Genomic DNA, 23,343 nt, shown 5'->3' on the forward strand with positions numbered 1-23,343 from the left:
GGGGAGGCGGATGGCGGCCAGGGGTGTGCTCCGGACAGGCCCGGGGTCATTCCTGGTGGGCGGGGCCCCGGGGAATCGTTACGTTTGAGGGGCACGGCGCGAGGGGAGTGCGCGCCGGAGGCGGCGAGACGATGACGCGGATATGCCAGGACGAGGTGGGCCGCTGTGACTTCATCGACGTGCTCGAGGAGGCCGTCCTGCGGCACCGGCCGGTGGCGGTCCAGTTGCGCGAGGGCGAGGCCTTCATCGACGAGGTGCTGGACGTGGTGACCGAGCAGGGGGACGACTTCGCCGTCTTCAAGTCGCACGAGCGGGTGTCGGTGGGGGACATCCTGGCCGTCACGCGGGCGGTGCCTCCCGAGGCGCGGTGGTGAAACGGGGCGGCTGGGGTAGGGTGCGCGCCGGATGAATTCTCACGAAGAGCTTCGAGTCCTTCCGCTGCGTGCGGGCCGATGCGCGGGAGCCCGGCGGTTACCGGGCCGTGCTGGGAGAGGCGAAGGCCACCTTCCTGCACACGGATCCGCCCTATTGCCTGCTCACGCGGCGGCGCAAGGGGGGAGACCTGCGAGAGCCCCGGGCGAACAAGAAGATCGATCGCAACCCCATCGTGCGTTTCGAGACGGTGCGCGACTACCGCGTCTTCACCGAGGAGTGGATGACGCGCGCGGTGGCGCACCTGGCGCCGGACGCCACGCTGGCCATCTGGACGAACCTGCTGGGCAAGGAGCCCATCCTCGCGGTGGCGCGCTCCCTGGGCTTCAGCCACTTCCGGGGCGAGTACGTCTGGGGCAAGCGCACCACGGACAAGAACGCCAACGAGCAGTTGCTGCGCGTCTACGAGGTGGCGCTGGTGCTCTCGCGCACGCCCGCGCCCGCGTTGGGGCCGGGTGAGCTGCCCACCGTCTGGGCGGTGGTGGGCGGCTACGACGACGACGCCGAGGCGGCGCGCTGGGGCAACCACCCCCACCACAAACCCTTCTCCGTGCTGGAGCCGCTGGTGCGCACCTGGAGCCGGCCGGGGGACTGGGTGTTGGACCCGTTCGCGGGCAGTGGCTCCATGCCGTCGGCGGCGCTGCGGCTGGGGCGCAAGGCGGCGTGCCTGGAGGTGGAGCCCGAGTGGGCCGAGCGGGTGAGCCGCCGGCTGCGTGAGACGGCGGATGAGCTGGCCCGGGGCGCGGGAGTGCGGCCGGAGCCGGCCCCCGCCGATGCAGATGTGTCCGCCACGGGGAATCGCCGGTAGGCTGCGCCCCCTCCCGCCTGTCGCCAGGGCGTCTTCTCCCCAGCACCCCACACGAGGCACCCGGATGAAGCAGCACCAGAAGATGCTCCTGGGCATTGGCATCGGCACCGTGGCGGGCATCGCCGCCAACCTCCTGGCGGGGGGGGCGCCCTGGCTCGAGTGGGTGGTGACGAACATCACCGGGCTGGTGGGGCAGCTCTTCCTCCGGCTGCTGCTGATGCTGGTGGTGCCGCTGCTCTTTTCCGCGCTGGTGATGGGCGTGTGCGAGCTGGACCTGAAGCAGGTGGGCCGGCTGGGCCTGCGGACCCTGGGCTACACGGTGGTCGTCTCCAGCATCGCGGTGTTCATCGGGCTGCTGCTGGTCAACACGCTCAGGCCGGGCGATGGGCTGAGCGACGAGGCCCGCGCGCTGGCCATGAAGGGCACCTCGGTGCAGGCGGCCCCCGCGCCGAGCAGCACCTCGGTGCCCTCGCTGATCGCCGCCATGGTGCCCAACAACCCGGTGAAGGCGGCGGCGGAGGGGGACATGATCGCCCTCATCGTCTTCTCGCTCCTCTTCGGCCTGGGGCTGGCGCTCACGGACACCCCGGCGGCGAAGCGGCTCCGCGACACCGTCCAGGGCCTGTATGACGTGATGATGAAGCTCATCGATGGGGTGCTGAAGCTGGCGCCCATCGGCGTGGGAGCGCTGCTCTTCAGCATGATGGCGCGCCTGGGCATGAGCGTGCTGATGCAGGTGGCGTCCTACGTGGGCGTGGTGCTGCTGGCGCTCGGGCTGCACATGTTCGTCGTGTACTCGCTGTCGGTGCGCTTCCTCGGCGGGCGCAACCCGGTGGCCTTCTTCCGCGACTGCCGGCTGGCCATCGTCACCGCCTTCTCCACGGCCTCCTCCAGCGCCACGCTGCCCACCGCGCTCAAGGTGGCCGAGGAGAACCTCAAGCTGCCGCGCAACGTGGCGCGCTTCGTCCTCACCGCCGGCTCGGCGATGAACCAGAACGGCACCGCGCTCTTCGAGGGCGTCACCGTGCTCTTCCTGGCGCAGGTGTTCGGCGTGCAACTGAGCCTGCCGGACCAGGCCGTCATCATGTTCATCTGCGTACTGGCGGGAATCGGCACCGCGGGCGTCCCGGCCGGCTCCATCCCCGTCATCGCCATGATTCTGGGCATGTTCAAGATTCCCCCCGAGGGGCTCGCGCTGGTGCTGGGCGTGGACCGTTTCCTCGACATGTGCCGCACCACGCTCAACGTGACGGGGGACCTGGCCGCCGCCGTCTACGTGGCCCGGGGGGAGTCCGGCTCGTCCTCCTCCTGAGCAATCGGGGGAGCACGGCTTGCTTGCCCCCGCTACATCCCCGTCCCCATACCCGTAGGACAGAAGGAGCAGCCCACGATGAAGGTGTCCAAGGACAGTGTGGTCTCGTTGGAGTACCGGTTGCACCTCGGGGACGGACAGGTGGTGGACGAGAGTGAGCCCGGGCAGCCGCTCGCCTACATGCATGGCCGGGGGCAGATCGTCCCGGGCCTGGAGGGGCAGTTGGAGGGCATGTCCGCCGGAGAGTCCAAGAAGGTGGTGGTGTCTCCTGCCCAGGGCTACGGCGAGCATGATCCGCGCGGCCTCCAGGAAGTGCCCCGCGAGATGTTCCCCCCGAACGCCAACCTCCAGGCGGGCCTGACCATCAGCGCGCAGACGGCGGACGGGGACGTCATCCCCATCACCATTCGCGAGCTGAAGGGCGACAAGGTGGTGGTGGACCTCAACCACCCGATGGCGGGCAAGACGCTCCACTTCGACATCACCGTGCGTGAAGTGCGCGCGGCCACGGACGAGGAGAAGGAGCACGGCCACGCTCACGGGCCGGGCGGCGCGCACTGAGCGGGTGGCCGGGCCGCTCCGGAAGCAATACCCACTCGTGGGGTAGGGGGTGTTCCGGTATCTTCCACCCCCCATGAGCCAGCCCGCCACGCCCTCTCCCCAACAGCTCCGGCTCCCTCCCGAGCTGGAGTCGCCCACGAAGGACTCCAAGACCGCCGCCCAGGATCCCGAGCGGTACTGGTTGCAGAACGTCTACAAGGGGGCCGAGAACCAGCTCACCGTGCGCGCCGTCATCGCGGGCATGCTGATTGGCGCGGTGATGTGCCTGTCCAACCTGTACGTCATCCTCAAGACGGGCTGGAGCCTGGGCGTCACCATCACGGCCTGTGTGCTGTCCTTCGCCGCCTTCGGCGCGCTGCGGGCCGTGGGGCTGGTGAAGACGGAAGTGACGGCGCTGGAGAACAACGCGGTGGGCTCGGTGGCCTCGGGAGCGGGGTACATGACGGGCGGGGGCAACATGGCGGCCGTGCCCGCCCTGCTGATGCTCACCGGGTCGCTGCCGTCCGCGGGATGGCTGGTGGCCTGGTTCGCGGTGATCTCCGCCATGGGCGTCTTCGCGGCCATCCCCATCAAGCGCCAGCTCGTCAACATCGAGCAGCTCCCGTTTCCAACGGGTACGGCTACCGCCGAGACGCTCCAGGCGCTCCACGGCAATGACGAGAGCTCGCGCGGCAAGGCGCGCTACCTGGGACTCGCGGGCCTGGTGGGGGCCGTCATCGCGTTCTGGCGGGACGGCAGGGCCTCGTGGCTGGGGTGGAACCTGCCCTCGAAGCTGAGCCTGCCCTTCACCATCGGCGGCAAGCCGGCGGGGGCGTGGACGCTCTCGCTGGACCTGAGCCTGCTGCTGATTGGCGCCGGGGCGCTGGTGAGCTTCAAGACGGGCTGGTCCATGCTGCTGGGCGCCATCTTCACCTACGGCTTCCTCGCCCCGGAGATGGTGAGCCGTGGCGTCATCCCCGAGGTGACGTACAAGGCCATCAATGGCTGGGCGCTGTGGACGGGGGCCTCGGTGCTGGTGTCCTCGGGCCTGCTGTCCTTCGCCTTCCAGTGGCGCAGCGTGGCGAAGTCGTTCAAGGCGCTCTCGGGGCTCTTCGGGAAGAACACCGAGGAGGAGAAGGATCCGCTCGCCGAGGTGGAGTGCCCGCCCACCTGGTTCCCCCTGGGCTTCCTGGTGCTGGGTCCGGTGGTGGTGGGGCTGATGATGTACCTCTTCCAGATTCCGTGGTGGGCGGGTGTCATCGCCCTGCCGCTGTCGGTGGTGATGGGCGTCATCGCCGCGCGCGTCACGGGAGAGACGGACACCACGCCCACCAAGGCGCTCGGGCCGGTGACGCAGCTCCTCTACGGAGCCATCCTGCCCGGCAACCTCGCGGCCAACGTGATGAGCGCCAACGCCACGGGCGGCGTGGGGCTGCACTCGGCGGACCTGCTCACGAACCTCAAGACGGGCTGGTTGCTGGGCGCCAACCCGCGCAAGCAGTTCTTCGGGCAGCTCTTCGGCGTGCTGGCCGGGGCCGCCGTGGTGGTGCCGGCCTTCAACCTGCTGGTGCCGAGCGCGGACGTGCTGGGCACCGAGGAGTTCCCCGCGCCGTCCTCGCTGGTGTGGGCCGGTGTGTCGAAGATGCTCGTCAACGGGGTGAGCTCGCTGCACATGTCGGCGCGGATTGGAGCCCTGTGTGGCCTGGCGCTGGGCGTGGCGCTGGTGCTGCTGGAGCGCTGGGCGCCGAAGAAGGCCAAGCCCTTCATTCCCTCGTCGGCGGGCCTGGGGTTGGCCATCGTGATTCCCGGGGCGAAGCTCCATCAGCTTCTTCATCGGCGCGGCCATCGCCAAGGTGCTGCGCCGCAAGAAGGCGAAGCTGGCCGAGGCCACGGTGCTCCCGGTGAGCTCGGGCTTCATCGCCGGTGAGAGCCTCATGGGCATTGCCGTGGCGATGCTCAAGGCCTTTGGAATGATGCCCAAGTAGGCCCTCGTGGAGGGCCTGGGCACTACTTCTTGAGTCAACCATGGGCTTGACAGCGATGTGACTTATCGAGTCACATTCGCTGCCGCATGCCCTCCCTCCGGCACGAGGCCCTCCTGGAGTTGTTCCGCAACCGCCCGGCCCTGGCGGCCGAGTTGCTGCGGGACGCGCTCGGTGTCGAGCTGCCCGCCTACGCGGAAGCCCGGGCGGAGTCCGCGGAGCTGACCCAGGTGGTGCCCACCGAGTACCGGGCGGATCTGGTGGTGCTGCTGTGGGAGGACACGCCTCGCTTCGCCATCGTGGTGGAGGTGCAGCTCTCGCCGGACGAGGAGAAGCGGTACACGTGGCCGGTGTACCTCACGCACATGAGGGCGAGGTTGAGGTGCCCCACGGTGCTGCTGGTGGTGGCACCAGACGCCGCGGTGGCCCGCTGGGGCGGGCAGCCGATGGAGATGGGCCACCCGGGCTTCGTGCTGAGGCCCTGCGTGGCGGGCCCGGAGCGCATTCCGGTGATTACCCGGCCCGAGCAGGCGCGCGAGGCGGTGGAGTTGGCGGTGTTGTCCGCCATGGCACACGGGCAGGGTGAGAAGGGAGCCGCCATCGCGGAGGCGGTGCTGCCCGGGCTGCTGGGGGTTGATGACGAGCGGGCGCGCTTCTATTTTGATTTGGTGATGTGCTCGTTGAACGACGCGGCACGCACGGCCTTGGAGGCACTGATGCGCGGTGGCACCTACGAGTACCAGAGCGAGTTCGCCCGGCGCTACCTTGCTCAAGGCCGGCAGGAGGGCCGGCAGGAGGGCCGGCAGGAGGGTCGGCAGGAGGGCCGGCAGGAGGGAGAAGTGACAGCGCTGCTGAAGGTCCTCGAAGCCCGGGGCCTCCAGGTGGATGAGCAGGCCCGCCAGCGCATTGCCGCCTGTACGGACCTCGCGCAACTCGAGCGCTGGCTCCTCAAGGCGATGTCCGTGCAGTCCGTGCAGGAACTCTTCGAGTCCGCGTGACCTGGCGCTCCTGGGTAAGAGCGGAATGAGCGTGGACCTGTTGCGTGAGCTCGCGGCCGTCCTGCCGCCCGAGGCACTCGTCACCGATTCCGATGTTCTCGAGTCCCACCGCCGGGACCAGGCGGGGTGGGCTCCAGCGGGCTCCCCGCGTGTCCTCGTCCGTCCTGGCTCCACGGCCAAGGTCCAGGCCGTGCTCCGGGTGGCCTCGGCCCTCCGCGTGCCCGTGGTCCCGCGTGGCGCGGGCTCGGGGCTGTCCGGCGGCGCCAACGCCGTGGACGGCTGCATCGTGCTCTCGCTCACGCGGATGAACCGCATCCTGGAGCTCGACCGGCGAGGCCTGTACGCCGTCGTCCAACCGGGAGTCATCAACGGCGCCCTGAAGGCGGCCGCGGCGGAGGTGGGGCTCTGGTACGCGCCGGACCCCGCGAGCTGGGAGTTCTCGACCCTCGGCGGCAACCTCGCGACCAATGCCGGTGGTCTGTGCTGTGTGAAGTACGGCGTGACCGGGGATGCCGTGCTCGGGCTCGAGGCCGTCCTCGCCGATGGCTCCGTCGTCCGGACCGGTGGCCGCATGGTCAAGAACGTCGCCGGTTATGACCTCTCCCGGCTGTTCGTCGGCTCCGAGGGCACGCTCGGCATCATCACCGAGGCCACGCTGAAGCTGCGGCCGCGTCCGCCCCGGGCCACCACGCTGGTGGCCTCGTTCCCGACGCTGGTCGGAGCCGGTGCGGCCGTCACGGAGATCATGGCCGAGCTGCGGCCCTCGCTCCTGGAGTTGATGGACCGCACGACCGTCCGCGCCGTCGAGGCCGCCAGGCCCATGGGGTTGGACGTCAACGCCGCGGCGCTCCTGCTGGCGCGCTCCGATGCCGGGGGCGAGCAGGGCGTGGCGGAGTCCACCCGGATGGCGGCGATCTGCGAGGCAGTCGGAGCGACCTTCATCGCGCACTCCTCCGACGAGGCCGAGGGAGAGCTGCTGATGGGCGCGCGCCGGTTCGCCTTTCCCGCGCTGGAGCGGCAGGGCTCGACGCTGCTCGATGACGTGGGCGTGCCGCTCTCGCGCATTCCGGACCTGCTCGCGGAGGTCGAGCGCATCGCCGGGCAGCGGGGGGTGCTCATCGGGACGTTCGGCCACGCGGGCGACGGGAACATGCACCCCACGATCGTCTTCGACCAGAACGACCCGGACGCGGTGGCCCGGGCGAGGGCGGCGTTCGACGACATCCTGCACGCGGTGCTCGAGCTGGGGGGCACCATCACCGGGGAGCACGGGGTCGGCTCGCTCAAGCGCCCCTTCATCGCCCGGCAGCTCGGCCCCGAGACCCACCGGCTCCATCTCGCCATCAAGAGCGCGATGGATCCGCTGGGCATCCTCAACCCCGGCAAACTGCTCTGAGCACGGGGGTCCAGACAGCCGCCGGGAGGGCTACTTCTGTCCGCCCGCGAAGTAGCGCTGCTGGACGCGCTCGCAGTAGCGGACGAGGTTCTGCTGCCCCTGCGTGTACTTCCGGAGCGGCGAGTCCACCGGGAACGCGAGGATGCTCACGATGAACGCGTAGAGCGCCGCGTCGAACGAGGTGGGGTTCTCACCCAGCAGGAACGGCTTGTCGCCGAGCACCGCCGCCACCGCGGAGACATCCGCCTTGCCCATCTCCAGGACCTCCTCCGGCCGGTGGCGGCCCAGGCCCTGGGTATGAGCCGCCTTGGTGACCCCCCGGCGAATCATGGGCGTGACGAACTTGCCGACGCCGGGCGGGAAGAAGGTCCCGAAGACGGGCTTGTAGACCCGCCACCCTTCCTGGGAGACCCAGCGCTCCTGGATGATGTGCCAGTAGACGCTTTCCTCCAGCACCCGCCGCACCAGGTGGCCCTGGGCGATCTCCGCCGCGTCGAGCTTCGCGTCGAGCGTGTCGCCGTGCTTGCGCTTGAGGTGCTCGATGATGAGCTGCGAGTCACCCAGGTACGAGCCATCCTCCTCGATGAAGGGGATCTTGCCCTTGGGCGCCTTCCCGAAGTCGGCCATCCTCGCCGTGTAGGGGACGCCGGCCATCCGGAGATAGGTCTCCAGCTTCAAACAGAAGGGGCTGATGTCGTTGACGCCGAACGCGGCGGGGCCTTTGTGGAGGGTGAGCATGGGGGGGCATCCTCCATGCCAGGGCGCGGCCCGTCCAGAACCCATTGGGAGACATGAGGAGCAGCGGGAGCCGCCCCTCATGTCCGGGGAACGTCAGCTCCGCAGGCCGGGGGCCTCGTGGCCGGTGCGGGCCACGTACTCGGTGTAGCCGCCGCCGTACTGGTGGATGCCCTCGGGCGTCAGCTCCAGCACCCGGTTGGACAGCGCGCCCAGGAAGTGCCGGTCGTGGCTCACGAAGAGCATGGTGCCCTCGTAGTTGGCCAGCGCCGCGATGAGCATCTGCTTCGTCGCCATGTCCAGGTGGTTGGTGGGCTCGTCGAGGATCAGGAAGTTGGGCGGGTCGTACAGCATCTGCGCCAGCACGAGCCGGGCCTTCTCGCCTCCGGAGAGCACCTTGCACTTCTTCTCGATCTCATCGCCCGAGAAGCCGAAGCACCCGGCCAGCGCGCGCAGGGAGCCCTGCGAGGCCCGCGGGAACCTGTCCGCCAGCGAGTCGAACACCGTCTGGTCCTGCTTGAGCAGCTCCATGGCGTGCTGGGCGAAGTAGCCCATCTTCACGCTGCCGCCGACGCTCACCGCGCCGTCGTCCGGCTTCGACTCACCGGCGATCAGCTTGAGCAGGGTGGACTTGCCCGCGCCGTTCACACCCATGACGCACCAGCGCTCGCCGCGCCGCACGAGGAAGTCCAGGCCGTTGTAGATGCGGCGCTTGCCGTAGCCCTTCACCACCCGCTCCAGCTTGGCCACGTCGTCGCCCGAGCGCGGCGCCTGCTGGAACTCGAACACCAGCGTCTGCCGGCGCTTGGGCGGCTCCACCTTCTCGATCTTCTCCAGCTTCTTCACCCGGCTCTGCACCTGGGCCGCGTGCGAGGCGCGCGCCTTGAAGCGCTCGATGAACTTCAGCTCCTTGGCGAGCATCGCCTGCTGGCGCTCGTACTGCGCCTGCTGGTGCTTCTCGTTGAGCGCCCGCTGCTGCTCGTAGAACTCGTAGTTGCCCGAGTACGTCGTCAGCTCGCCGCCGTCGATCTCGATGATCTTCGTCACGATGCGGTTCATGAACTCGCGATCGTGGCTCGTCATCAGCAGCGCGCCCTCGAACCCCTTGAGGAAGTTCTCCAGCCAGATGAGCGACTCGATGTCGAGGTGGTTGCTCGGCTCGTCGAGCAGCATCACGTCCGGACTCATCAGGAGGATGCGGGCCAGGGCCACGCGCATCTTCCATCCGCCGGACAGCGCGCCCACGTCCCCGTCCATCATCTCCTCGGAGAAGCCGAGGCCCGCGAGGATCTCCCGCGCCCGGCCCTCCAGCGCGTAGCCGCCGAGCTCCTCGTAGCGGCCCTGCACGACGCCGAAGCGCTCCACGAGCTTGTCCATCTCGTCCATGCGGTCGGGGTCCGCCATGGCCGCCTCGAGCTGCTTGAGCTCGGAGGCCACCTCGGACACGGGGCCCGCGCCGTCCATCACCGCCGCCACCGCGCTCTGCCCGGACATCTCGCCCACGTCCTGGTCGAAGTAGCCGACCGTGACGCCGCGATCCACGGACACCTGGCCCTCGTCCGGGTGCTCCCGCTGGACCACCATGCGGAACAGGGTGGATTTCCCCGCGCCGTTGGGGCCCACCAGGCCCACCTTCTCGCCCTTGTTGAGCTGCGCAGACGCCTCCACGAAGAGGATCTGCTGTCCGTGCTGCTTGCCGATGTTGTCGAGACGAATCATGGGACCTCAGGCCCTCTCCCAGGGGGAGAGGGGTATTGCACTCAAATTGGGTTTCTTGGTGCTCAGGAACCGGCGGCCAGGTTCTGGAGTTCCTGCCAGCGCGTGTAGAGGCGCTCCACCTCGGCCGCCGTCACGTCCAGCTCCTTCTGCACCTCGGCCGCCTTGGAGCCGCTGGAGTAGACGCTGGGATCCACGAGCTGGGCCTCCAGCCCGGCCTTGCGCGTCTCCGCGGCCTCGATGGCCGCCTCCATCCCCTCCAGCTCGCGCTGCTCCTTGTACGAAAGCTTGCCCGGCTTGCGAGCCTGCTTCGCCTCGGCCTGGGGAACGGGCTCCGCCTTCTTCGCCGAGGGGGCGGGGGAGGCGGCGGCGCGGGCCTGGGCCTGCTCCTTCAGCCGCCGGTACATCGCGAAGTTGCCCTCGTAGCGCACCACCTTGCCGTCGCCCTCGAAGGCGAGGATGGAGGTGGCCACCTTGTCGAGGAAGTACCGGTCGTGCGTCACCAGCAGCACGCTGCCGGTGAAGTTGAGCAGCAGGCCCTCGAGGATGTTCAGCGTGACGATGTCCAGGTCGTTCGTCGGCTCGTCCAGCACGAGGACGTTGGCGCCCTCCAGGAAGAGCCGCGCGAGCAGCAGGCGGTTGCGCTCGCCACCCGACAGCGCCTTCACCTTCATGCGCTGCATGGGCACGGGGAAGAGCAGGTCATCCAGGTAGTCGCGCAGCGCCACCCGCTGGTCGCCCAGCTCCACCCAGTCGTCCCCGCGTGGCGAGGCCGCCTCGTACACCGTCTGCTCCGGATCCAACGAGGCGCGGGTCTGGTCGTAGTAGGCGACCTTGGTGTTCTTCCCGATGACCACCTTGCCGGAGTCCGGAGGCAGCTCGCCGAGCAGCACGCGCAGGAAGGTCGTCTTCCCCACGCCATTGGGCCCCACGAGGCCCACGCGCTCGCCGCGCTGGAGCATCAGGTTCACGCCCTTGAGGACGTTGCGCTCGCCGTAGGACTTGCGGACGTCCTCGGCCTCGATGACGGTGTGGCCCAGCCGGGGCGCCTGCATCACCTGCAGTCCCGCCACCTTCGGCCGCTGGAAGCCCTTCTCCTCCATCAGCTTGCGAGCCCGGTCGATGCGCGCCTTGCTCTTGGTGCGCCGCGCCTCCGGGCCCTTGCGCAGCCAGGCCACTTCCTGGGCAATCCAGCGCTCGCGTTTGTGCTGCGCGGTGGACGCGTTCTCCTGCGCCACCAGCTTCTGCTCCACGTACGCCTCGTAATTGCCCGGGTACGAGACGACGCCCTCTCCGGGCTGGATCTCCACGATCCGGTCCACCAGCCCGTCCAGGAAGTAGCGGTCGTGCGTCACCAGCAGCAGCGAGCCGGGAAGCTTGTCCAGCTCCTCCTCGAGCCAGTCCACCGTGTCCGCGTCCAGGTGGTTGGTGGGCTCGTCCAGCATCAGCATGTCCGGCCGCGTCAGCAGCGCGCGGGCGATGGCCACGCGCTTGCGCAGACCGCCGGACAGCTCGGCCACGGGCCGGTCCCAGTCCTTCACGCCCAGCCGGTCCAGCAGCGTCTTGGCGTGGTGCTCCGTGTCCCAGCCGCCGAGCTGCTCGATCTTGTCGGACAGCACCGAGAGCTGCTCCATGAGCTTGCCCTGGGCGTCGGCGGGGGAGGACTCCATGCGGCGGATGAGCTCGGCCTGCGTGGCCAGCGCATCCCGGAGGGGACCCTGGGCCACGCTCAGCTCCGAGGCCACCGTGGCGCCGGGAGCGAACTCGGGCTCCTGCGGCAGGTAGGTGACGCGGGCGCCCCGGCGCAGTTGCAGCTCCCCCGCGTCCGCGCGCGCCACCCCCGCCAATATCTTCATCAGCGAGGACTTGCCGGAGCCGTTCACTCCCACCAGGCCCACGCGCTCACCTTCTTCGATGGTGAGCGTCAGGCCCTGGAAGACGGTACGGCTGCCGAAGGACAGTTGGACATCGGCGGCGCGGAGCAGGGTCAAGGGTGCCTCTTCAGCGGGGGGTACGGAGGTTCTCGTCGCGGGCGCTTCTTACAACCACTTGGGCGCGCGAGGCCTCTGGGAAACGGCGGGCGGTGCCGCCGGGGCCGACGCCGAGGGGCGCTGGGCCTGCTGGGTGGCCGGACGGTCGCTCCGAGGCGGACGCGCCTCCGAGCTTCCGGGAGCCTCCCGCGTTTCCACCCCGGCCACCACCCCGGCCGCCGCCACCACCACCACCACCCCCACCACCGCGGCGGCGTCCACCCCCGTCGCGGCGCTCGCCATCACGGCGCTCGCCACGCGGCTGCCCCTGCGGCGGACGGGTGTTCTGCTGGGCCCGGGCCGGAGCCGGCTCGAGCGCGCCCTCGGCGGGGGCCGGCAGGTTCGAGCGGTAGGCCTGGGCCTCGATCACCGGCACGCGCCGGCGGATGGTGCGCTCGATGTCCTTCAGGTACGCGCGCTCCTCGGAGTCGCAGAAGGAGAGGGCGATGCCCGCCGCGCCCGCGCGGCCCGTGCGGCCGATGCGGTGCACGTACGTCTCGGGCACGTTGGGCAGATCGAAGTTGATGACGTGGGTGATGCCGTCGATGTCGATGCCCCGCGCGGCGATGTCCGTGGCCACCAGTACCCGGCAGGTGCCGGACTTGAAGGCCGCCAGCGCCCGCTCGCGCGCGTTCTGGCTCTTGTTGCCGTGGATGGGCTCGGCGCCGATGCCCGCGGCCTCCAACTGCTTGGCCACGCGGTTCGCCCCGTGCTTGGTGCGCGTGAAGACGAGCACGCGCTGGATGGCCTTGTCCGTCTGCAGCAGGTGCACCAGCAGGCCGCGCTTCTGCTCCTTCTCCACGAAGTACAGGCGCTGGTCGATCGTCTCCGCCGTGGTGGCCACCGGGGCCACTTCCACCCGCACCGGGTTCTTCAGGATGCTGTTGGCCAGCCCTTGAATCTCCGGCGGCATGGTGGCCGAGAAGAAGAGTGTCTGCCGCTGCGTGGGCAGCTTCGCGATGACGCGCTTCACGTCATGGATGAAGCCCATGTCCAGCATCCGGTCCGCCTCGTCGAGGACGAACACCTCGAGCGACTTGTAGGACACGAAGCCCTGCTGCATCAGGTCCAACAGGCGGCCCGGGGTGGCCACGAGGATGTCCACGCCCTGCTTGAGGGCCTGCTCCTGGGCGTTCTGGCCCACGCCGCCGAAGATGACGGCGGAGGTGATGCCGGTGTGGCGGCCGTAGGCGCGGATGCTCTCACCAATCTGCGCGGCCAGCTCCCGGGTGGGGCTGAGCACGAGCGCGCGGATGGGGCGGCCGCGGGCGGGCGGGGGCGGGCGGCCCACGGAGAGCCGCTGGAGGATGGGCAGCGTGAACGCCGCCGTCTTGCCGGTACCCGTCTGCGCGCAGCCGAGCACGTCCTTGCCCTCCAGCACGTGGGGGACGGCCTGCTGCTGGATGGGCGTGGGAGTGGTGTAGCCCTCGGCCTTCACGGCGCGCAGCAGGGGCTCGGCAAGCTTCAGGTCTTCGAAAGTCATGTGTTCTCGTGAGTGGGGATGGTCCCCGGGAGGCCCGCGGCGCGAATCGCCAGCGGGCCCGAAAACAAAGAAGGCGCCCCCGGGGGAGGCGCCTTCCTTCAACAGCCTGGAACTGTCAGGCCGTGCAGCGCGGGACTACTTGCGCGCGGCCTGCTCGGCAGCCAGCTTCTCCTTGTACTGCGCCATCAGGGCCTCGGCCTCGTTGCGCGGCACCGGCGAGTACTTGGCGAACTCCATCGTGAACTCGCCCTTGCCCTGCGTCGCCGAGCGGAGGTCCGTGGAGTAGCCGAACATGGTGTTCAGCGGCACCTCGGCCACCACCGTCACGTAACCCTCGGCCGTACCGGACTCGAGGATGGTGCCACGGCGCTGGTTGATCTGACCGACCACCGAGCCCTGGAAGTCCTCGGGAGCCTGGACCTCCACCTTCATCATCGGCTCGAGGATGATCGGCTTGGCGGCCGCGTAGCCCTCGCGGAAGCCCATGATGGCGGCGGTCTTGAACGCCTGCTCGGACGAGTCCACCGCGTGGAAGGCGCCGTCGTTGATGACCACGCGCACACCCACCACGGGGAAACCGATGAGCGAGCCCTTCTTGATGGCCTCCTGGAAGCCCTTGTCGCACGCGGGGATGAACTCGCGGGGGATGGAACCGCCCACGATGTCGTCCACGAACTCGTACTGCTGCACGGCGTCGGCCGGCAGGGGCTCCACGTAGCCGCACACGCGCGCGAACTGGCCGGAACCACCGGTCTGCTTCTTGTGCGTGTAGTAGAACTCGCCCTTCTGGGAGATCGTCTCGCGGTAGGCCACCTGCGGCTTACCGGCGATCACCTCGCAGTTGTACTCGCGCTTCATGCGCTCGATGTAGATCTCCAGGTGCAGCTCGCCCATGCCCTTGATGATCGTCTGGCCGGACTCCTCGTCACGGTTCACGCGGAAGGTCGGATCCTCCTTGGTGAAGCGGTTGAGGGCCTTGGAGAAGTTGGCCTGGGCGTCGCGGTTCTTCGGGCTCACCGCGAGCGAGATGACGGCGTCCGGCACGAACATGGACGTCATCGTGTACTGCACGGTGCCGTCGGTGAACGTGTCGCCGGAGGCGCACTCGACGCCGAACAGGGCGACGATGTCACCGGCACGCGCCTCGTTGATGTCGTTCATCTCGTTCGAGTGCATGCGAACGAGGCGCGGCACCTTGACCTTCTTCTGGTTGGTCTGGTTGGTGATGAAGTCACCCTTGCTCACCTTGCCCTGGTAGATGCGCATGTAGGTGAGCTGACCGTAGCGGCCGTCTTCCAGCTTGAACGCCAGGCCCACGAAGGGCTTGTCCGGGCTGGACTCGAGGATGACCTTCGCCTCGCCGTTCTTCTGGTCCAGCGCCTCGTTGGTGATCTCCGCCGGGTTGGGCAGGAACGAGCAGATGGCGTTGAGCAGCAGCTGCACGCCCTTGTTCTTGTAGGCCGAGCCGCACATGACGGGCGTCATCTTCAGCGCGATCGTGGCGCGGCGGATGGCGGCCATGATCTGCTCGTTGTTGATGGCGGCATCCGCCAGGAACAGCTCACCCAGCGTGTCGTCCACCTCGGCGACCTTCTCGATCATCTCCAGGCGGTCGGCCTTGGCCTTCTCGACGTACTCGGCGGGGATCTCCTCCTCGCGGATCTTCTCGCCGCTCTCACCGTCGAAGTAGAACGCCTTCATCTGGATGAGGTCGATGAGACCCTGGAAGCGTTCCTCGGCGCCGATCGGAACCTGGAGGCGCACGGGGTGGTGGCTCAGCTTCTCCTTGAGCTGGGCCGCCACGCGCTCGTAGTTGGCGCCCGCGCGGTCCATCTTGTTGACGAACGCGATGCGGGGGACCTTGTAGCGCTTCATCTGCCGGTCCACCGTGATGGACTGGGACTGCACGCCGGACACCGAGCAGAGCACGAGGATGGCACCGTCGAGCACGCGCAGGGAGCGCTCCACCTCGATGGTGAAGTCCACGTGTCCCGGGGTGTCGATCAGGTTGATGTTGTACTCGCCCCAGATGGCGTAGGTGGCGGCAGACTGGATCGTGATGCCCTTCTCACGCTCCAGATCCATCGAGTCCATCTTCGCGCCCACACCGTCCTTGCCACGCACCTCATGGATCTCGTGGATGCGGCCGGTATAGAAGAGGATGCGCTCGGAGAGCGTCGTCTTGCCCGAGTCGATGTGGGCGGAGATACCGATGTTACGAACCTTTTCGATGGGAACTTGGGAGGCCACGAGGGTCGGTCCTTCTGCTGATTGAAGTCCTGCGAGAACAGGGCAGGGGGCGCCCTTACTTCCCGGCGCTTGAAGTTTCCAGCCAAATCGGCATTGAAGCCGGGGAGCCGTGTACTCCCTCTGAGGCCCAAGGGGAAGCCCCCCCGGGTGCTGGGCTGCTGGAGGAGCCCTGCCTACACTCGGGGTTCTAACCCCCAGGCTTCCCAAAAGCTTCTGTTGGGCAGGACGATTTCCGGGGGGAGGTGTGGGATGAACCGCCCGGACGGCCGTCCGCTGAGGTAGGAAGGGGGGACGGGGTCCGACCCCCTACCCGAGGAGGATGCACATGGCGAAGCCCGCAGGATTCGACAGGGACATCGGCTACCTGATGCCCTTTCTGGATCGGGTCGCCACCACGGCCGACACGCTGCCGGACACCGCGGCCCGCGAGGAGCTCAAGCGCCTCATGGCCGAGGAGAAGGTCCGCTGGGCGCGTATCCAGCAGTTGCTCGGCGGGGCCGCGGGGCGGAGCACGTCCACGCCCGCCGCCGCCGGTTCGAGCGCTCCCTCCCAGGCGCCGGAGCTGGCCCGGGCCCGGGGAGATGAGATCAACCGGGAGCAGCCGCGCCGGGCGGGGCTCACCGTCGGCAGCCTGAAGCGGCAGTCCTGAGGGAGGCCCGGGAGACGCTCAGGCCTTGCCCGGGGTGTAGCGGAGACCCTCGGAGACCTTGGTGTCGGTGAGGAGCCGGAAGGAGCCCTCGGGCACGTCCAGCTCCACCCCGCCCACGGCCTCGCGGTGCAGGGCGCGCACGGGCAGCCCCACCGCGCCGAGCATCCGCTTCACCTGGTGGTTGCGGCCCTCGGTGACGATGACCTCCACGGTGTGCGCGTCGCGCAGCCGGACCTTCGCGGGCCGGGCCGGGCCGTCCTCGAGCTGCACCCCGCGGCGCAACGGCTCCACCTTCTCCTCGTCCGCGTCGCTGAAGACGGTGGCGACGTAGCGCTTGGTGAGGTGCGTCTCGGGGGACGTCGCGTGCGTCACCAGCTTGTCGTCATTGGTGAAGAGGAGCAGCCCGGTGGTGCCCCGGTCCAGCCGCCCCACGGCGTGCCAGGTGAAGCCGGCCAGCTCCGGGGGCAGTTGGGGCAGGAGCACCTCATAGACGGTGCCCACCCGATGCTGGCTCACCGTGGAGGTGAGCAGCTCGGCGGGTTTGTGGAAGGCGAGGACGCGGGTGGGCGCCTCGAGCGACACGGGCAACCCGTCCACGCGCACGGCGGCTCCGGGGGGAATGGGGGCGAGCGGCTGCTTCACCACCTTCCCGTTCATCGAGACCCGGCCGGCCTTGATGGCGGCCTCGGCCTCCTCCTGGGGCAGCACCCCGGCCCGCGCGAGCGCGCGGGCGATCCAGTCCGGCTTGGCCTTGCCCTCCCAGCGCCCGGGGTGGGTGTGCTTGTTGGAGGGGGGAGGCGGGGAGCGGCGGGCAGGGGGCTTGCGGTTCATGGCTCCAGGCCACTGTAACGGCCGCGAGTCAATGCCGCGAGGGCTCGTCGAAAGCGCCCCCCTCGGCCGAGCCGGGAGTGGGGCCGGGCTCGTCCTGGGGCATGCGGCGCTCCTCGCCATCGGTGCCCTCGGCGGCGTTGGGCGTGCGCTTGGGCCCGTTCTCCTTCTCCTCGGGGGCTTCCCGGTTGGGGACGTTGGGAGAGTCGTCGGGTCCGTCGCTGATGGACATCCGCTCGTAGGGCATGTGACGCATGGTGGCTCCTTCCGCGTTGGAATCTTCAGAGAAGGTAGGGACCTGGGAGGCGCCCTACTGGGGGCATTTCCAGGCCGCTCGCTGGAGGGCTGGGGGACGGAGAGCGCTTGCGGCTGGACGCTCGCTCGCTCAGTCTCGCGGCCCCGTTCCTCGGAGGCTCCATGCTGCGTTCCATCCTGTTGCTCGCCCTGGTCGCCGTGCCCGCGCTCGCCGCGGAGCCGGTGCCCGTTCCCAAGAGGCCCGTGAACACCTACTCCATCGTCGCGCGCGATCCGCGGACGGGGGAGATGGGCGTGGCGGTGCAGTCGCACTGGTTCTCGGTGGGCTCGACGGTGCCCTGGGCCGAGGCGGGCGTGGGGGCGGTGGCCACCCAGTCCTTCGTGGACCCGTCCTACGGGAAGCTCGGCCTGGAGCTGATGCGCGCGGGCCGCAGTGCGCCCCAGTCGCTGGCGGGGCTGTTGGCGGCGGACTCGGCGAGCCAGGTGCGGCAGGTGGGGATGATCGACGCGCAGGGCCGGGTGGCGGCGCACACGGGGGACAAGTGCGTGGCCGCGGCGGGCCACATCGTGGGGGAGAACTTCGCGGTGCAGGCCAACATGATGGAGAAGGACACGGTGTGGCCGGCGATGGCCAAGGCCTACCGGGAGGCGAAGGGAGACCTGGCCGAGCGGATGCTGGCGGCGCTGGAGGCCGCGGAGGCGCAGGGCGGCGACATCCGGGGCAAGCAGTCGGCGGCGCTCATCGTGGTGTCGGGCAAGGCCTCGGGGCGCCCCTGGGCGGACCGGAGGTTCGATCTGCGGGTGGATGACCACACGGCGCCGCTGAAGGAGCTGCGGCGGCTGGTGACGCTGCAGCGGGCGTACAACTTCATGAACGAGGGGGACCTGGCCATGGAGCACAACGACACGCAGGGGGCGCTGAAGGCCTACTCGGCGGCGGAGGCGCTGGCGCCGGGCAACACGGAGATGGTGTTCTGGCACGCGGTGTCGCTCGTCAACGCGGGGAAGGTGGACGAGGCGGTGCCGCTGCTGCAGAAGACGTACAAGGCGGATCCGCGCTGGAAGGAGCTGCTCAAGCGGCTGCCGAAGTCGGGGCTGCTGCCGGAGGACCCGAAACTGATGACGAAGCTGCTGGGCGCCGCGCGCTGAGTAAAGGGGAGTCCCACCCTTGAGGGTCACGCGCCCCTGTTACTCGAGCGCAGCCGTTTGGACAGCGTGTGCAGGGCGGCGAGCCACAGCTTCGCTTCCTTACGGGTGAGCCGGGAGCGGCGCAGCGGCGCGAACAAGTCCCGGAGCCCAGTGCGGCCTCGGGCCTGCTCGTCCACGAGAAAACCCCCGGTCACGAGCGCGTCCTCCAGCGCGGACTCCACCAGGGCCAGCTCGGTGTCCGTGGCCGCGACGGGAAGCGGAGCGGCGGGAGGCGGCGAAGCGGCGAGCGCGGCCATGCGGAGCTCATAGGAATACAGCAGCACGGCCTGGGCGAGGTTGATGGAGGGCTGCTCGGGCGCGGTGGGGACGGCGGACAGGTCGTGACAGCGCTCGACCTCGACGTTGGTGAGGCCGCTGCGCTCATCGCCGAAGACGAGGGCCACGGGCCCCTGGGCGGCGCGCTGCACCATCTCCTCCGCCACGGCGCGAGGGGACAGCCGGCGCTTGCCCTCCACCTTGCGCGAGCTGGTGCCCACCACCCAGACACAGTCCGCCACGGCCTGCTCGAGCGTGTCCGCGCGGCCCGAGGCCTCCAGCACGTCCTCGGCGTGGACGCCGAGCCGGCGTGCGGGGGCGAGGTCCTCGGCCTCGGGACGGACCCAGGTCCACTCGGACAGCCCGCAGTTCTTCATGGCCCGGGCGGCGGCCCCCAGGTTCTCCGCGTTGCGCGGACGGAGCAGCACCAATCGGATGGGCAGGGGGAGCAAGCCGATGACACTCATCGGCTTACTCGTACCAGACTTCCCGCGGTTCGAGCAGCGGCCCGCGCTCACGCACCGGGCTGCCCAGACGACTCCACCGCTCCCTTGCGCGGTCCGCTCACTTCCGGGCTCAGAACGAGGCGTCGAGCTGGAGCCGCGCGACATGCCGGCCCGCGGCGCGGTCGTGGCCGAAGATGTAGAAGTAGTCGGTCTGCAGCTTGAACGCGTGACCGTTCAGGTAGACGTTGAGTCCACCGCCGACCTGTCTCCCCTGCGTGTTCACCTGGGTGACGAGCGCGGGATCCGTCCCAGCGAAGGCGAGCAGGTGGTCCCACCGGGCGGCGACCTCGACCAGCGGGTGCACCATCATGCCGGCCTGGAGGAAGTAGCCCCAACCGGAGCGGGAGTACTCGCGGATCGTCGCCCCGCTCGCGTTGGTCCCCTCGAGGAAGTCGCGCCCCGCCGTGCGGACGACGGCCTCGCCGAGGAACGAGAAGCCGCTGTACTTGAAGACCACATCGGCGGCGGCGTGCCTGTAGTCGAGCGTCCCGAGCGTCAGCGCGTTGCCCGTGGTCGACCGCTGGCGATTCGTTCCCTGGTTGTAGCCACCGGCGACCCCGAGCGCGAGGCGCGGCTTGGGGAGCCGCTGGAGATCCCCTTCCTGATCATCGTCGAAGGCGCCAAACGGCCGGAGCACCAGGCGCGCGACGTAGATGCCGCCCGTGGCCTGGGCGCCGAAGCGGTTGCGTCCCTCGCCGCCGCCGACGAAGAGGTGATAGCCCAGCAGCCCGTTCAGCCCCGCGAGGTCGTTCGAGTACAGCATCAGCCCGACATCGCGATCCAACGTCAGCTCCTGCACCACCTGCTGCCGGTCGACGAGCTGCAGCGCGAACTCCCGGATGGTGCGGGCCCGATCGAACGGAACGAAGTACTGCCCGACGCGCACGTTGAGATCGCGGATCCGCGTGTAGTCGATGAACGCATCGAAGATGGGGGAGGCGCTGCCCGTCTCGAAGTCGTTGCCGCCGAAGGCGAACTGGATGTTGTACTTGAGATCGGTGCTGAGGACATGCCCCTGGGTGACCAGGCGCAACGTCTTCACGTTGATCTCGTTGGTCGTCTTGTCCTTGTCGCGGGCGAGCGTCTCCCGTAGCTGCGCACGCGCCCGGACCGTCAGCGCGAAGCGTCCGTCATCGGTCGTCACGGTGAGCCCCTTGCCGGGCGCGGCCGTCACGGAGACACCCTTCTTCTTCTCCTCGGACGCCTGCTTCTGCTCCGACTCCCGCTCGCTCCGCAGCAGGCGGACCTGTTCCTCCAACTCCGCCAGCCGCTGCTCAGCCGTGACCGGAGCGTCCGCCGGTTGCTCCGGGGCCTGGGCCGGCGCGGGCGCCTCGGCCAGCGCGGGTCCATGGACCAGTACAGCCGTCATGGCCAGCACGAGGGTGGCTCGTCTTCTGATGTTCGCAGCTCGCATTCCTGACCTCTCCTGGAGTGACCCGGACCGAGGCACGGTTGCGATCGAGCATAGAAGCTCGAAAGCCCACCGGACCCTCGCGGGGGGTGGGCTCTCTTTTCCTCTGTCGTGCAGCAGTCCTACCGCCGCTCGACGGGGTGGAGACCCACCGTCAAAGCCGGACAGCGGCAGCAAGCGTGACGCGGAGGAAGCATGCGTCATCCACTATAACGGATGAACGTCCGCTGACAAGGAGATTCCCGGGGAATGCCGGGGACCTCCGCACGCGAGTCTTGTTTGCGCGTGCCTTGCCCGCCGGAGCGGCTCACGGGTCCCACTCAGCGGACCTCACGAAAGGGAATCCATGGGCCAGGGACGTTTCAAGCGGGTGTGTCTGGTGGCGGTCTCCGCCTCGATGCTGGGTGCATGTGACGGGATGCCCTCGGAGGGGGCGGAAGCGCCGCACTCCGAGCGTGGCGGTATCGGCATGACGCCTCCGGCTCCGGGTGTCGAGCAATCTCCGGCACTGGCTCCCCTCGACATCCGCCGCTCGCTGGCCGTGACGGAGAAGAGCATCCTGGCCCGGTTCAACGGGCGGCGGGTGTTCAGCAAGCTGGCCGCGGACAATGGTGGGGCGGGCTTCACCCCCGAGCAGCTCTTCCGCCAGCTCTGGGACACGCAGAACCCGGCGCCCGGGCAGCCGGACCTGCCCGGCATGCCGCACTGCACCGATCAGGGCAACACCCTCAACGGCTTCCCCTATGTGTGCCGCCCGAGCGAGGGGGGCCAGGCGCGGCCGGGCTCGGTCATCAACCTGGACAGCTATGCGGCGGTGGGCCTCTACAACCGCTTCGACCTGGCACCCGTGGACGGCTCCCATTGCGGCGAGTACCGCATCGTCCTGGCGAAGCTGCCCTCCGCGCCCGCCAGCCGCAACTTCATCATCTTCGAGTCCGTTCTTCCCAACCCGCGGCCCGAGCTGGGGCTCGAGGGGTGCCGGCCGGTGGCCAGCTTCTGGGCGGGGCTGTCGACTGACCCGGACCCCACGTCGCGCGCCAGCAAACTGGAGTCCTTCTACTTCACGGGGCTGCCGGGCTTCGCGCCGGTGGTGAGCATGAACCACTACGGCAACAACCTGGGGAGCCTGGGCCAGGTGCGCACCAACCAGTTCCTCCAGGGCGGGCCCACCGCGCCTCCCATTCCGTGGATGCTGCGCGAGTTCAAGCTGGTGCGCGATTGCACCTCGCAGCCTTCGTGCACGCTGAAGTTCGTCCCGGCGACGGTCAAGACGAACGCCTTTGGCGGCCTGTTCAACCCGGCGTCCACCGACCCTCGGGCCTCCGCCTTCCGGAGCCACTTCGTCACCCAGGTGGCGAGTCTGGCCATCAATGACCTCAACCTCTTCAACCACTCGGTGCCGGATCAGTTCAACGCCGCCCAGAGCGACTCCCAGACACGGGGCGGAGTGGATGACTACCTCGCCCAATTCGGCCCGGGCCCCAGCCCGTTCCACCAGGCCATCGGCCAGGAGCTCGCCCGGGTGGGCAGCACGCTGACTCCCCATGACATCGTCGCGCGTGCCCAGGCCCTGTCCTGCGGCGGCTGCCACCAGCGCAACAATGGCAGGCCGGTGGGCGGCGGCCTGACGTGGCCCGCCTCGGCCACCTTCGTCCACAGCACCGAGAACGATGATCCGGCGGACCCCAGCCGCTTCGCCATCTCTCCGGCCCTCCGGGACCAGTTCCTGCCCCAGCGCAAGCGGGTGCTGGAGCGCTACCTCCAGGCGGGTGCTTCCCATCCTTGACGAGCATGGAAGCCCCGGGGCTTGAATGCCGGATGTCCACTCGACTTCTGGCTTCTGGCTCGCTCGTCTTGTTGTTGGCTGCTTGTGCCACTCCCACCGCCACGTCCGAGGGCAAGGCACCTGGCCCCTCCCCGGTATCCCAGCCCGCTCCGCCCGCCGTGGAGGATCGCTCCCTCGGGCTGGAGCAGTACGTGGAGCTCGGCGTCCCCTCGGCGGAGGGGAGCTGGGATGGCGAGGACTATGTGCTGGCCGCGCAGGCGCTCGCCGCCATCGCGCAGAAGAACCCCGCCGAGCTGCCGCGCTACCAGAGCACGCGCTCCGGCCCGCTCTTCGCCCGGTTGACGGCCTTCGAGAACGTGGACGCGATCGAGAAGCTCGAGGTGGCTCCGCTGGCCCGGGTCCAGCTCGCGGGCTCCGTGATGGAGCCGGTCTCACAGATCCTCATGCTGTACATCGGGGCCAACGAGAACGGTTCCTTCTCGACGGAGATGATCGAGCTTCCAGTCCTTCATCACCCATGCGGCCGCGGAGATGATGGAGGCGATCGACCGGGTTCCTCTCGCCGGCATCCGCAATCGCCAGGCGTTCGAGTCGGGGATGGCGCAGATCCGGACAGGCCTGGGCAGCGTGGTGATCGGCTCACTCACCACGCTCTCGGAGCGGAAGGTGTACTCGGATGAAGACCGGCTCCGCTTCCTGGGGACGTTGAAGCAGGACCTGCCCCGGCTGGTGCCCCAACTGGCCTCCACGATCCAGAAGGAG

Annotated in this window: 19 protein-coding genes and 1 pseudogene; 11 read left to right on the forward strand and 9 right to left on the reverse strand. The window is 69.2% G+C overall.

Annotated elements, in window-relative coordinates; genetic code table 11:
- Positions 1 to 131: 131 nt before the first annotated feature.
- From ACN28I_RS44260 to ACN28I_RS44290, 7 genes and pseudogenes are all read left to right on the forward strand, one after another.
- Positions 132 to 374: a hypothetical protein gene (locus ACN28I_RS44260; RefSeq protein ID WP_420947899.1), complete on the forward strand. Its 243-nt coding sequence runs from the start codon at positions 132 to 134 to the stop codon at positions 372 to 374.
- Between the two features lie 68 nt (positions 375 to 442).
- Complete coding sequence (locus ACN28I_RS44265; protein ID WP_420947900.1) at positions 443 to 1,240, forward strand: DNA-methyltransferase; 798 nt, start codon at positions 443 to 445, stop codon at positions 1,238 to 1,240.
- 64 nt (positions 1,241 to 1,304) lie between these two features.
- Positions 1,305 to 2,552 (forward strand): dicarboxylate/amino acid:cation symporter, encoded by a 1,248-nt coding sequence (locus ACN28I_RS44270; protein WP_420947901.1) that lies wholly within the window; start codon positions 1,305 to 1,307, stop codon positions 2,550 to 2,552.
- Between the two features lie 78 nt (positions 2,553 to 2,630).
- Entirely contained in the window at positions 2,631 to 3,113 is a 483-nt protein-coding gene (locus tag ACN28I_RS44275; RefSeq protein WP_420947902.1) for an FKBP-type peptidyl-prolyl cis-trans isomerase, read from the forward strand.
- A gap of 73 nt (positions 3,114 to 3,186) precedes the next feature.
- Positions 3,187 to 5,077 (forward strand): annotated as a pseudogene (locus tag ACN28I_RS44280) (OPT family oligopeptide transporter).
- An 86-nt stretch (positions 5,078 to 5,163) separates the two neighbouring features.
- Positions 5,164 to 6,072, forward strand: coding sequence for a hypothetical protein (locus ACN28I_RS44285; protein WP_420947903.1), 909 nt, complete (start codon positions 5,164 to 5,166; stop codon positions 6,070 to 6,072).
- Between the two features lie 25 nt (positions 6,073 to 6,097).
- Positions 6,098 to 7,468 carry an FAD-binding oxidoreductase gene (locus tag ACN28I_RS44290; RefSeq protein WP_420947904.1) on the forward strand — a complete coding sequence of 457 codons (1,371 nt, stop codon included), beginning with the start codon at positions 6,098 to 6,100 and terminating at the stop codon, positions 7,466 to 7,468.
- A gap of 30 nt (positions 7,469 to 7,498) precedes the next feature.
- On the opposite strand, the gene ACN28I_RS44295 is transcribed toward ACN28I_RS44290, so the two are convergent.
- The 5 genes from ACN28I_RS44295 to fusA form a co-directional block, all read right to left on the reverse strand.
- A complete protein-coding gene (locus tag ACN28I_RS44295; protein ID WP_420947905.1) occupies positions 7,499 to 8,206 on the reverse strand; it encodes a glutathione S-transferase family protein in 708 nt (235 codons plus the stop codon).
- A 93-nt stretch (positions 8,207 to 8,299) separates the two neighbouring features.
- Positions 8,300 to 9,922: an ABC-F family ATP-binding cassette domain-containing protein gene (locus ACN28I_RS44300; protein ID WP_420947906.1), complete on the reverse strand. Its 1,623-nt coding sequence runs from the start codon at positions 9,920 to 9,922 to the stop codon at positions 8,300 to 8,302.
- Positions 9,923 to 9,984: 62 nt separating this feature from the next.
- A complete protein-coding gene (locus ACN28I_RS44305) occupies positions 9,985 to 11,910 on the reverse strand; it encodes an ABC-F family ATP-binding cassette domain-containing protein (RefSeq protein WP_420947907.1) in 1,926 nt (641 codons plus the stop codon).
- A gap of 10 nt (positions 11,911 to 11,920) precedes the next feature.
- Complete coding sequence (locus ACN28I_RS44310) at positions 11,921 to 13,432, reverse strand: DEAD/DEAH box helicase (protein WP_420947908.1); 1,512 nt, start codon at positions 13,430 to 13,432, stop codon at positions 11,921 to 11,923.
- A gap of 135 nt (positions 13,433 to 13,567) precedes the next feature.
- On the reverse strand, positions 13,568 to 15,682 hold the full coding sequence (gene fusA / locus ACN28I_RS44315) for an elongation factor G (protein WP_420947909.1): 2,115 nt from the start codon (positions 15,680 to 15,682) through the stop codon (positions 13,568 to 13,570).
- Positions 15,683 to 16,007: 325 nt separating this feature from the next.
- On the opposite strand from fusA, the gene ACN28I_RS44320 reads away from it, so the two are divergent.
- Entirely contained in the window at positions 16,008 to 16,331 is a 324-nt protein-coding gene (locus ACN28I_RS44320; RefSeq protein ID WP_420947910.1) for a hypothetical protein, read from the forward strand.
- Positions 16,332 to 16,349: 18 nt separating this feature from the next.
- On the opposite strand, the gene ACN28I_RS44325 is transcribed toward ACN28I_RS44320, so the two are convergent.
- Positions 16,350 to 17,162, reverse strand: coding sequence for a pseudouridine synthase (locus ACN28I_RS44325; RefSeq protein ID WP_420947911.1), 813 nt, complete (start codon positions 17,160 to 17,162; stop codon positions 16,350 to 16,352).
- Positions 17,163 to 17,190: 28 nt separating this feature from the next.
- Positions 17,191 to 17,415 (reverse strand): hypothetical protein, encoded by a 225-nt coding sequence (locus ACN28I_RS44330; protein WP_420947912.1) that lies wholly within the window; start codon positions 17,413 to 17,415, stop codon positions 17,191 to 17,193.
- 161 nt (positions 17,416 to 17,576) lie between these two features.
- On the opposite strand from ACN28I_RS44330, the gene ACN28I_RS44335 reads away from it, so the two are divergent.
- Positions 17,577 to 18,563: a DUF1028 domain-containing protein gene (locus tag ACN28I_RS44335; RefSeq protein ID WP_420947913.1), complete on the forward strand. Its 987-nt coding sequence runs from the start codon at positions 17,577 to 17,579 to the stop codon at positions 18,561 to 18,563.
- A 26-nt stretch (positions 18,564 to 18,589) separates the two neighbouring features.
- Here ACN28I_RS44335 and ACN28I_RS44340 read toward each other — a convergent pair whose 3' ends face one another.
- Together ACN28I_RS44340 and ACN28I_RS44345 are read right to left on the reverse strand one after the other, a co-directional pair.
- Positions 18,590 to 19,345: an RNA methyltransferase gene (locus ACN28I_RS44340; protein ID WP_420947914.1), complete on the reverse strand. Its 756-nt coding sequence runs from the start codon at positions 19,343 to 19,345 to the stop codon at positions 18,590 to 18,592.
- Positions 19,346 to 19,454: 109 nt separating this feature from the next.
- Positions 19,455 to 20,798: a porin gene (locus tag ACN28I_RS44345; RefSeq protein WP_420947915.1), complete on the reverse strand. Its 1,344-nt coding sequence runs from the start codon at positions 20,796 to 20,798 to the stop codon at positions 19,455 to 19,457.
- A gap of 343 nt (positions 20,799 to 21,141) precedes the next feature.
- Here ACN28I_RS44345 and ACN28I_RS44350 point away from each other — a divergent pair, with 343 nt between their 5' ends.
- Positions 21,142 to 22,581 carry a hypothetical protein gene (locus tag ACN28I_RS44350; RefSeq protein ID WP_420947916.1) on the forward strand — a complete coding sequence of 480 codons (1,440 nt, stop codon included), beginning with the start codon at positions 21,142 to 21,144 and terminating at the stop codon, positions 22,579 to 22,581.
- Positions 22,582 to 22,613: 32 nt separating this feature from the next.
- Positions 22,614 to 23,261: a hypothetical protein gene (locus ACN28I_RS44355; RefSeq protein ID WP_420947917.1), complete on the forward strand. Its 648-nt coding sequence runs from the start codon at positions 22,614 to 22,616 to the stop codon at positions 23,259 to 23,261.
- Positions 23,262 to 23,343 lie beyond the last annotated feature (82 nt).

This window comes from Archangium gephyra, assembly GCF_049060025.1.
GTDB classification, from domain to species: domain Bacteria; phylum Myxococcota; class Myxococcia; order Myxococcales; family Myxococcaceae; genus Archangium; species Archangium gephyra_A.

Bases quoted from the DNA above. Each gene is read 5' to 3' on its own strand.
- ACN28I_RS44275 (WP_420947902.1), top strand. From the start codon at position 2,631: ATGAAGGTGTCCAAGGACAGTGTGGTCTCGTTGGAGTACCGGTTGCAC.
- ACN28I_RS44325 (WP_420947911.1), bottom strand. From the start codon at position 17,162: ATGAACCGCAAGCCCCCTGCCCGCCGCTCCCCGCCTCCCCCCTCCAAC.
- ACN28I_RS44285 (WP_420947903.1), top strand. From the start codon at position 5,164: ATGCCCTCCCTCCGGCACGAGGCCCTCCTGGAGTTGTTCCGCAACCGC.
- ACN28I_RS44320 (WP_420947910.1), top strand. From the start codon at position 16,008: ATGGCGAAGCCCGCAGGATTCGACAGGGACATCGGCTACCTGATGCCC.
- ACN28I_RS44340 (WP_420947914.1), bottom strand. From the start codon at position 19,345: ATGAGTGTCATCGGCTTGCTCCCCCTGCCCATCCGATTGGTGCTGCTC.
- ACN28I_RS44270 (WP_420947901.1), top strand. From the start codon at position 1,305: ATGAAGCAGCACCAGAAGATGCTCCTGGGCATTGGCATCGGCACCGTG.
- ACN28I_RS44345 (WP_420947915.1), bottom strand. From the start codon at position 20,798: ATGCGAGCTGCGAACATCAGAAGACGAGCCACCCTCGTGCTGGCCATG.
- ACN28I_RS44260 (WP_420947899.1), top strand. From the start codon at position 132: ATGACGCGGATATGCCAGGACGAGGTGGGCCGCTGTGACTTCATCGAC.
- ACN28I_RS44355 (WP_420947917.1), top strand. From the start codon at position 22,614: ATGTCCACTCGACTTCTGGCTTCTGGCTCGCTCGTCTTGTTGTTGGCT.
- ACN28I_RS44310 (WP_420947908.1), bottom strand. From the start codon at position 13,432: ATGACTTTCGAAGACCTGAAGCTTGCCGAGCCCCTGCTGCGCGCCGTG.
- ACN28I_RS44295 (WP_420947905.1), bottom strand. From the start codon at position 8,206: ATGCTCACCCTCCACAAAGGCCCCGCCGCGTTCGGCGTCAACGACATC.
- ACN28I_RS44330 (WP_420947912.1), bottom strand. From the start codon at position 17,415: ATGCGTCACATGCCCTACGAGCGGATGTCCATCAGCGACGGACCCGAC.
- ACN28I_RS44290 (WP_420947904.1), top strand. From the start codon at position 6,098: ATGAGCGTGGACCTGTTGCGTGAGCTCGCGGCCGTCCTGCCGCCCGAG.
- ACN28I_RS44335 (WP_420947913.1), top strand. From the start codon at position 17,577: ATGCTGCGTTCCATCCTGTTGCTCGCCCTGGTCGCCGTGCCCGCGCTC.
- ACN28I_RS44300 (WP_420947906.1), bottom strand. From the start codon at position 9,922: ATGATTCGTCTCGACAACATCGGCAAGCAGCACGGACAGCAGATCCTC.
- ACN28I_RS44350 (WP_420947916.1), top strand. From the start codon at position 21,142: ATGGGCCAGGGACGTTTCAAGCGGGTGTGTCTGGTGGCGGTCTCCGCC.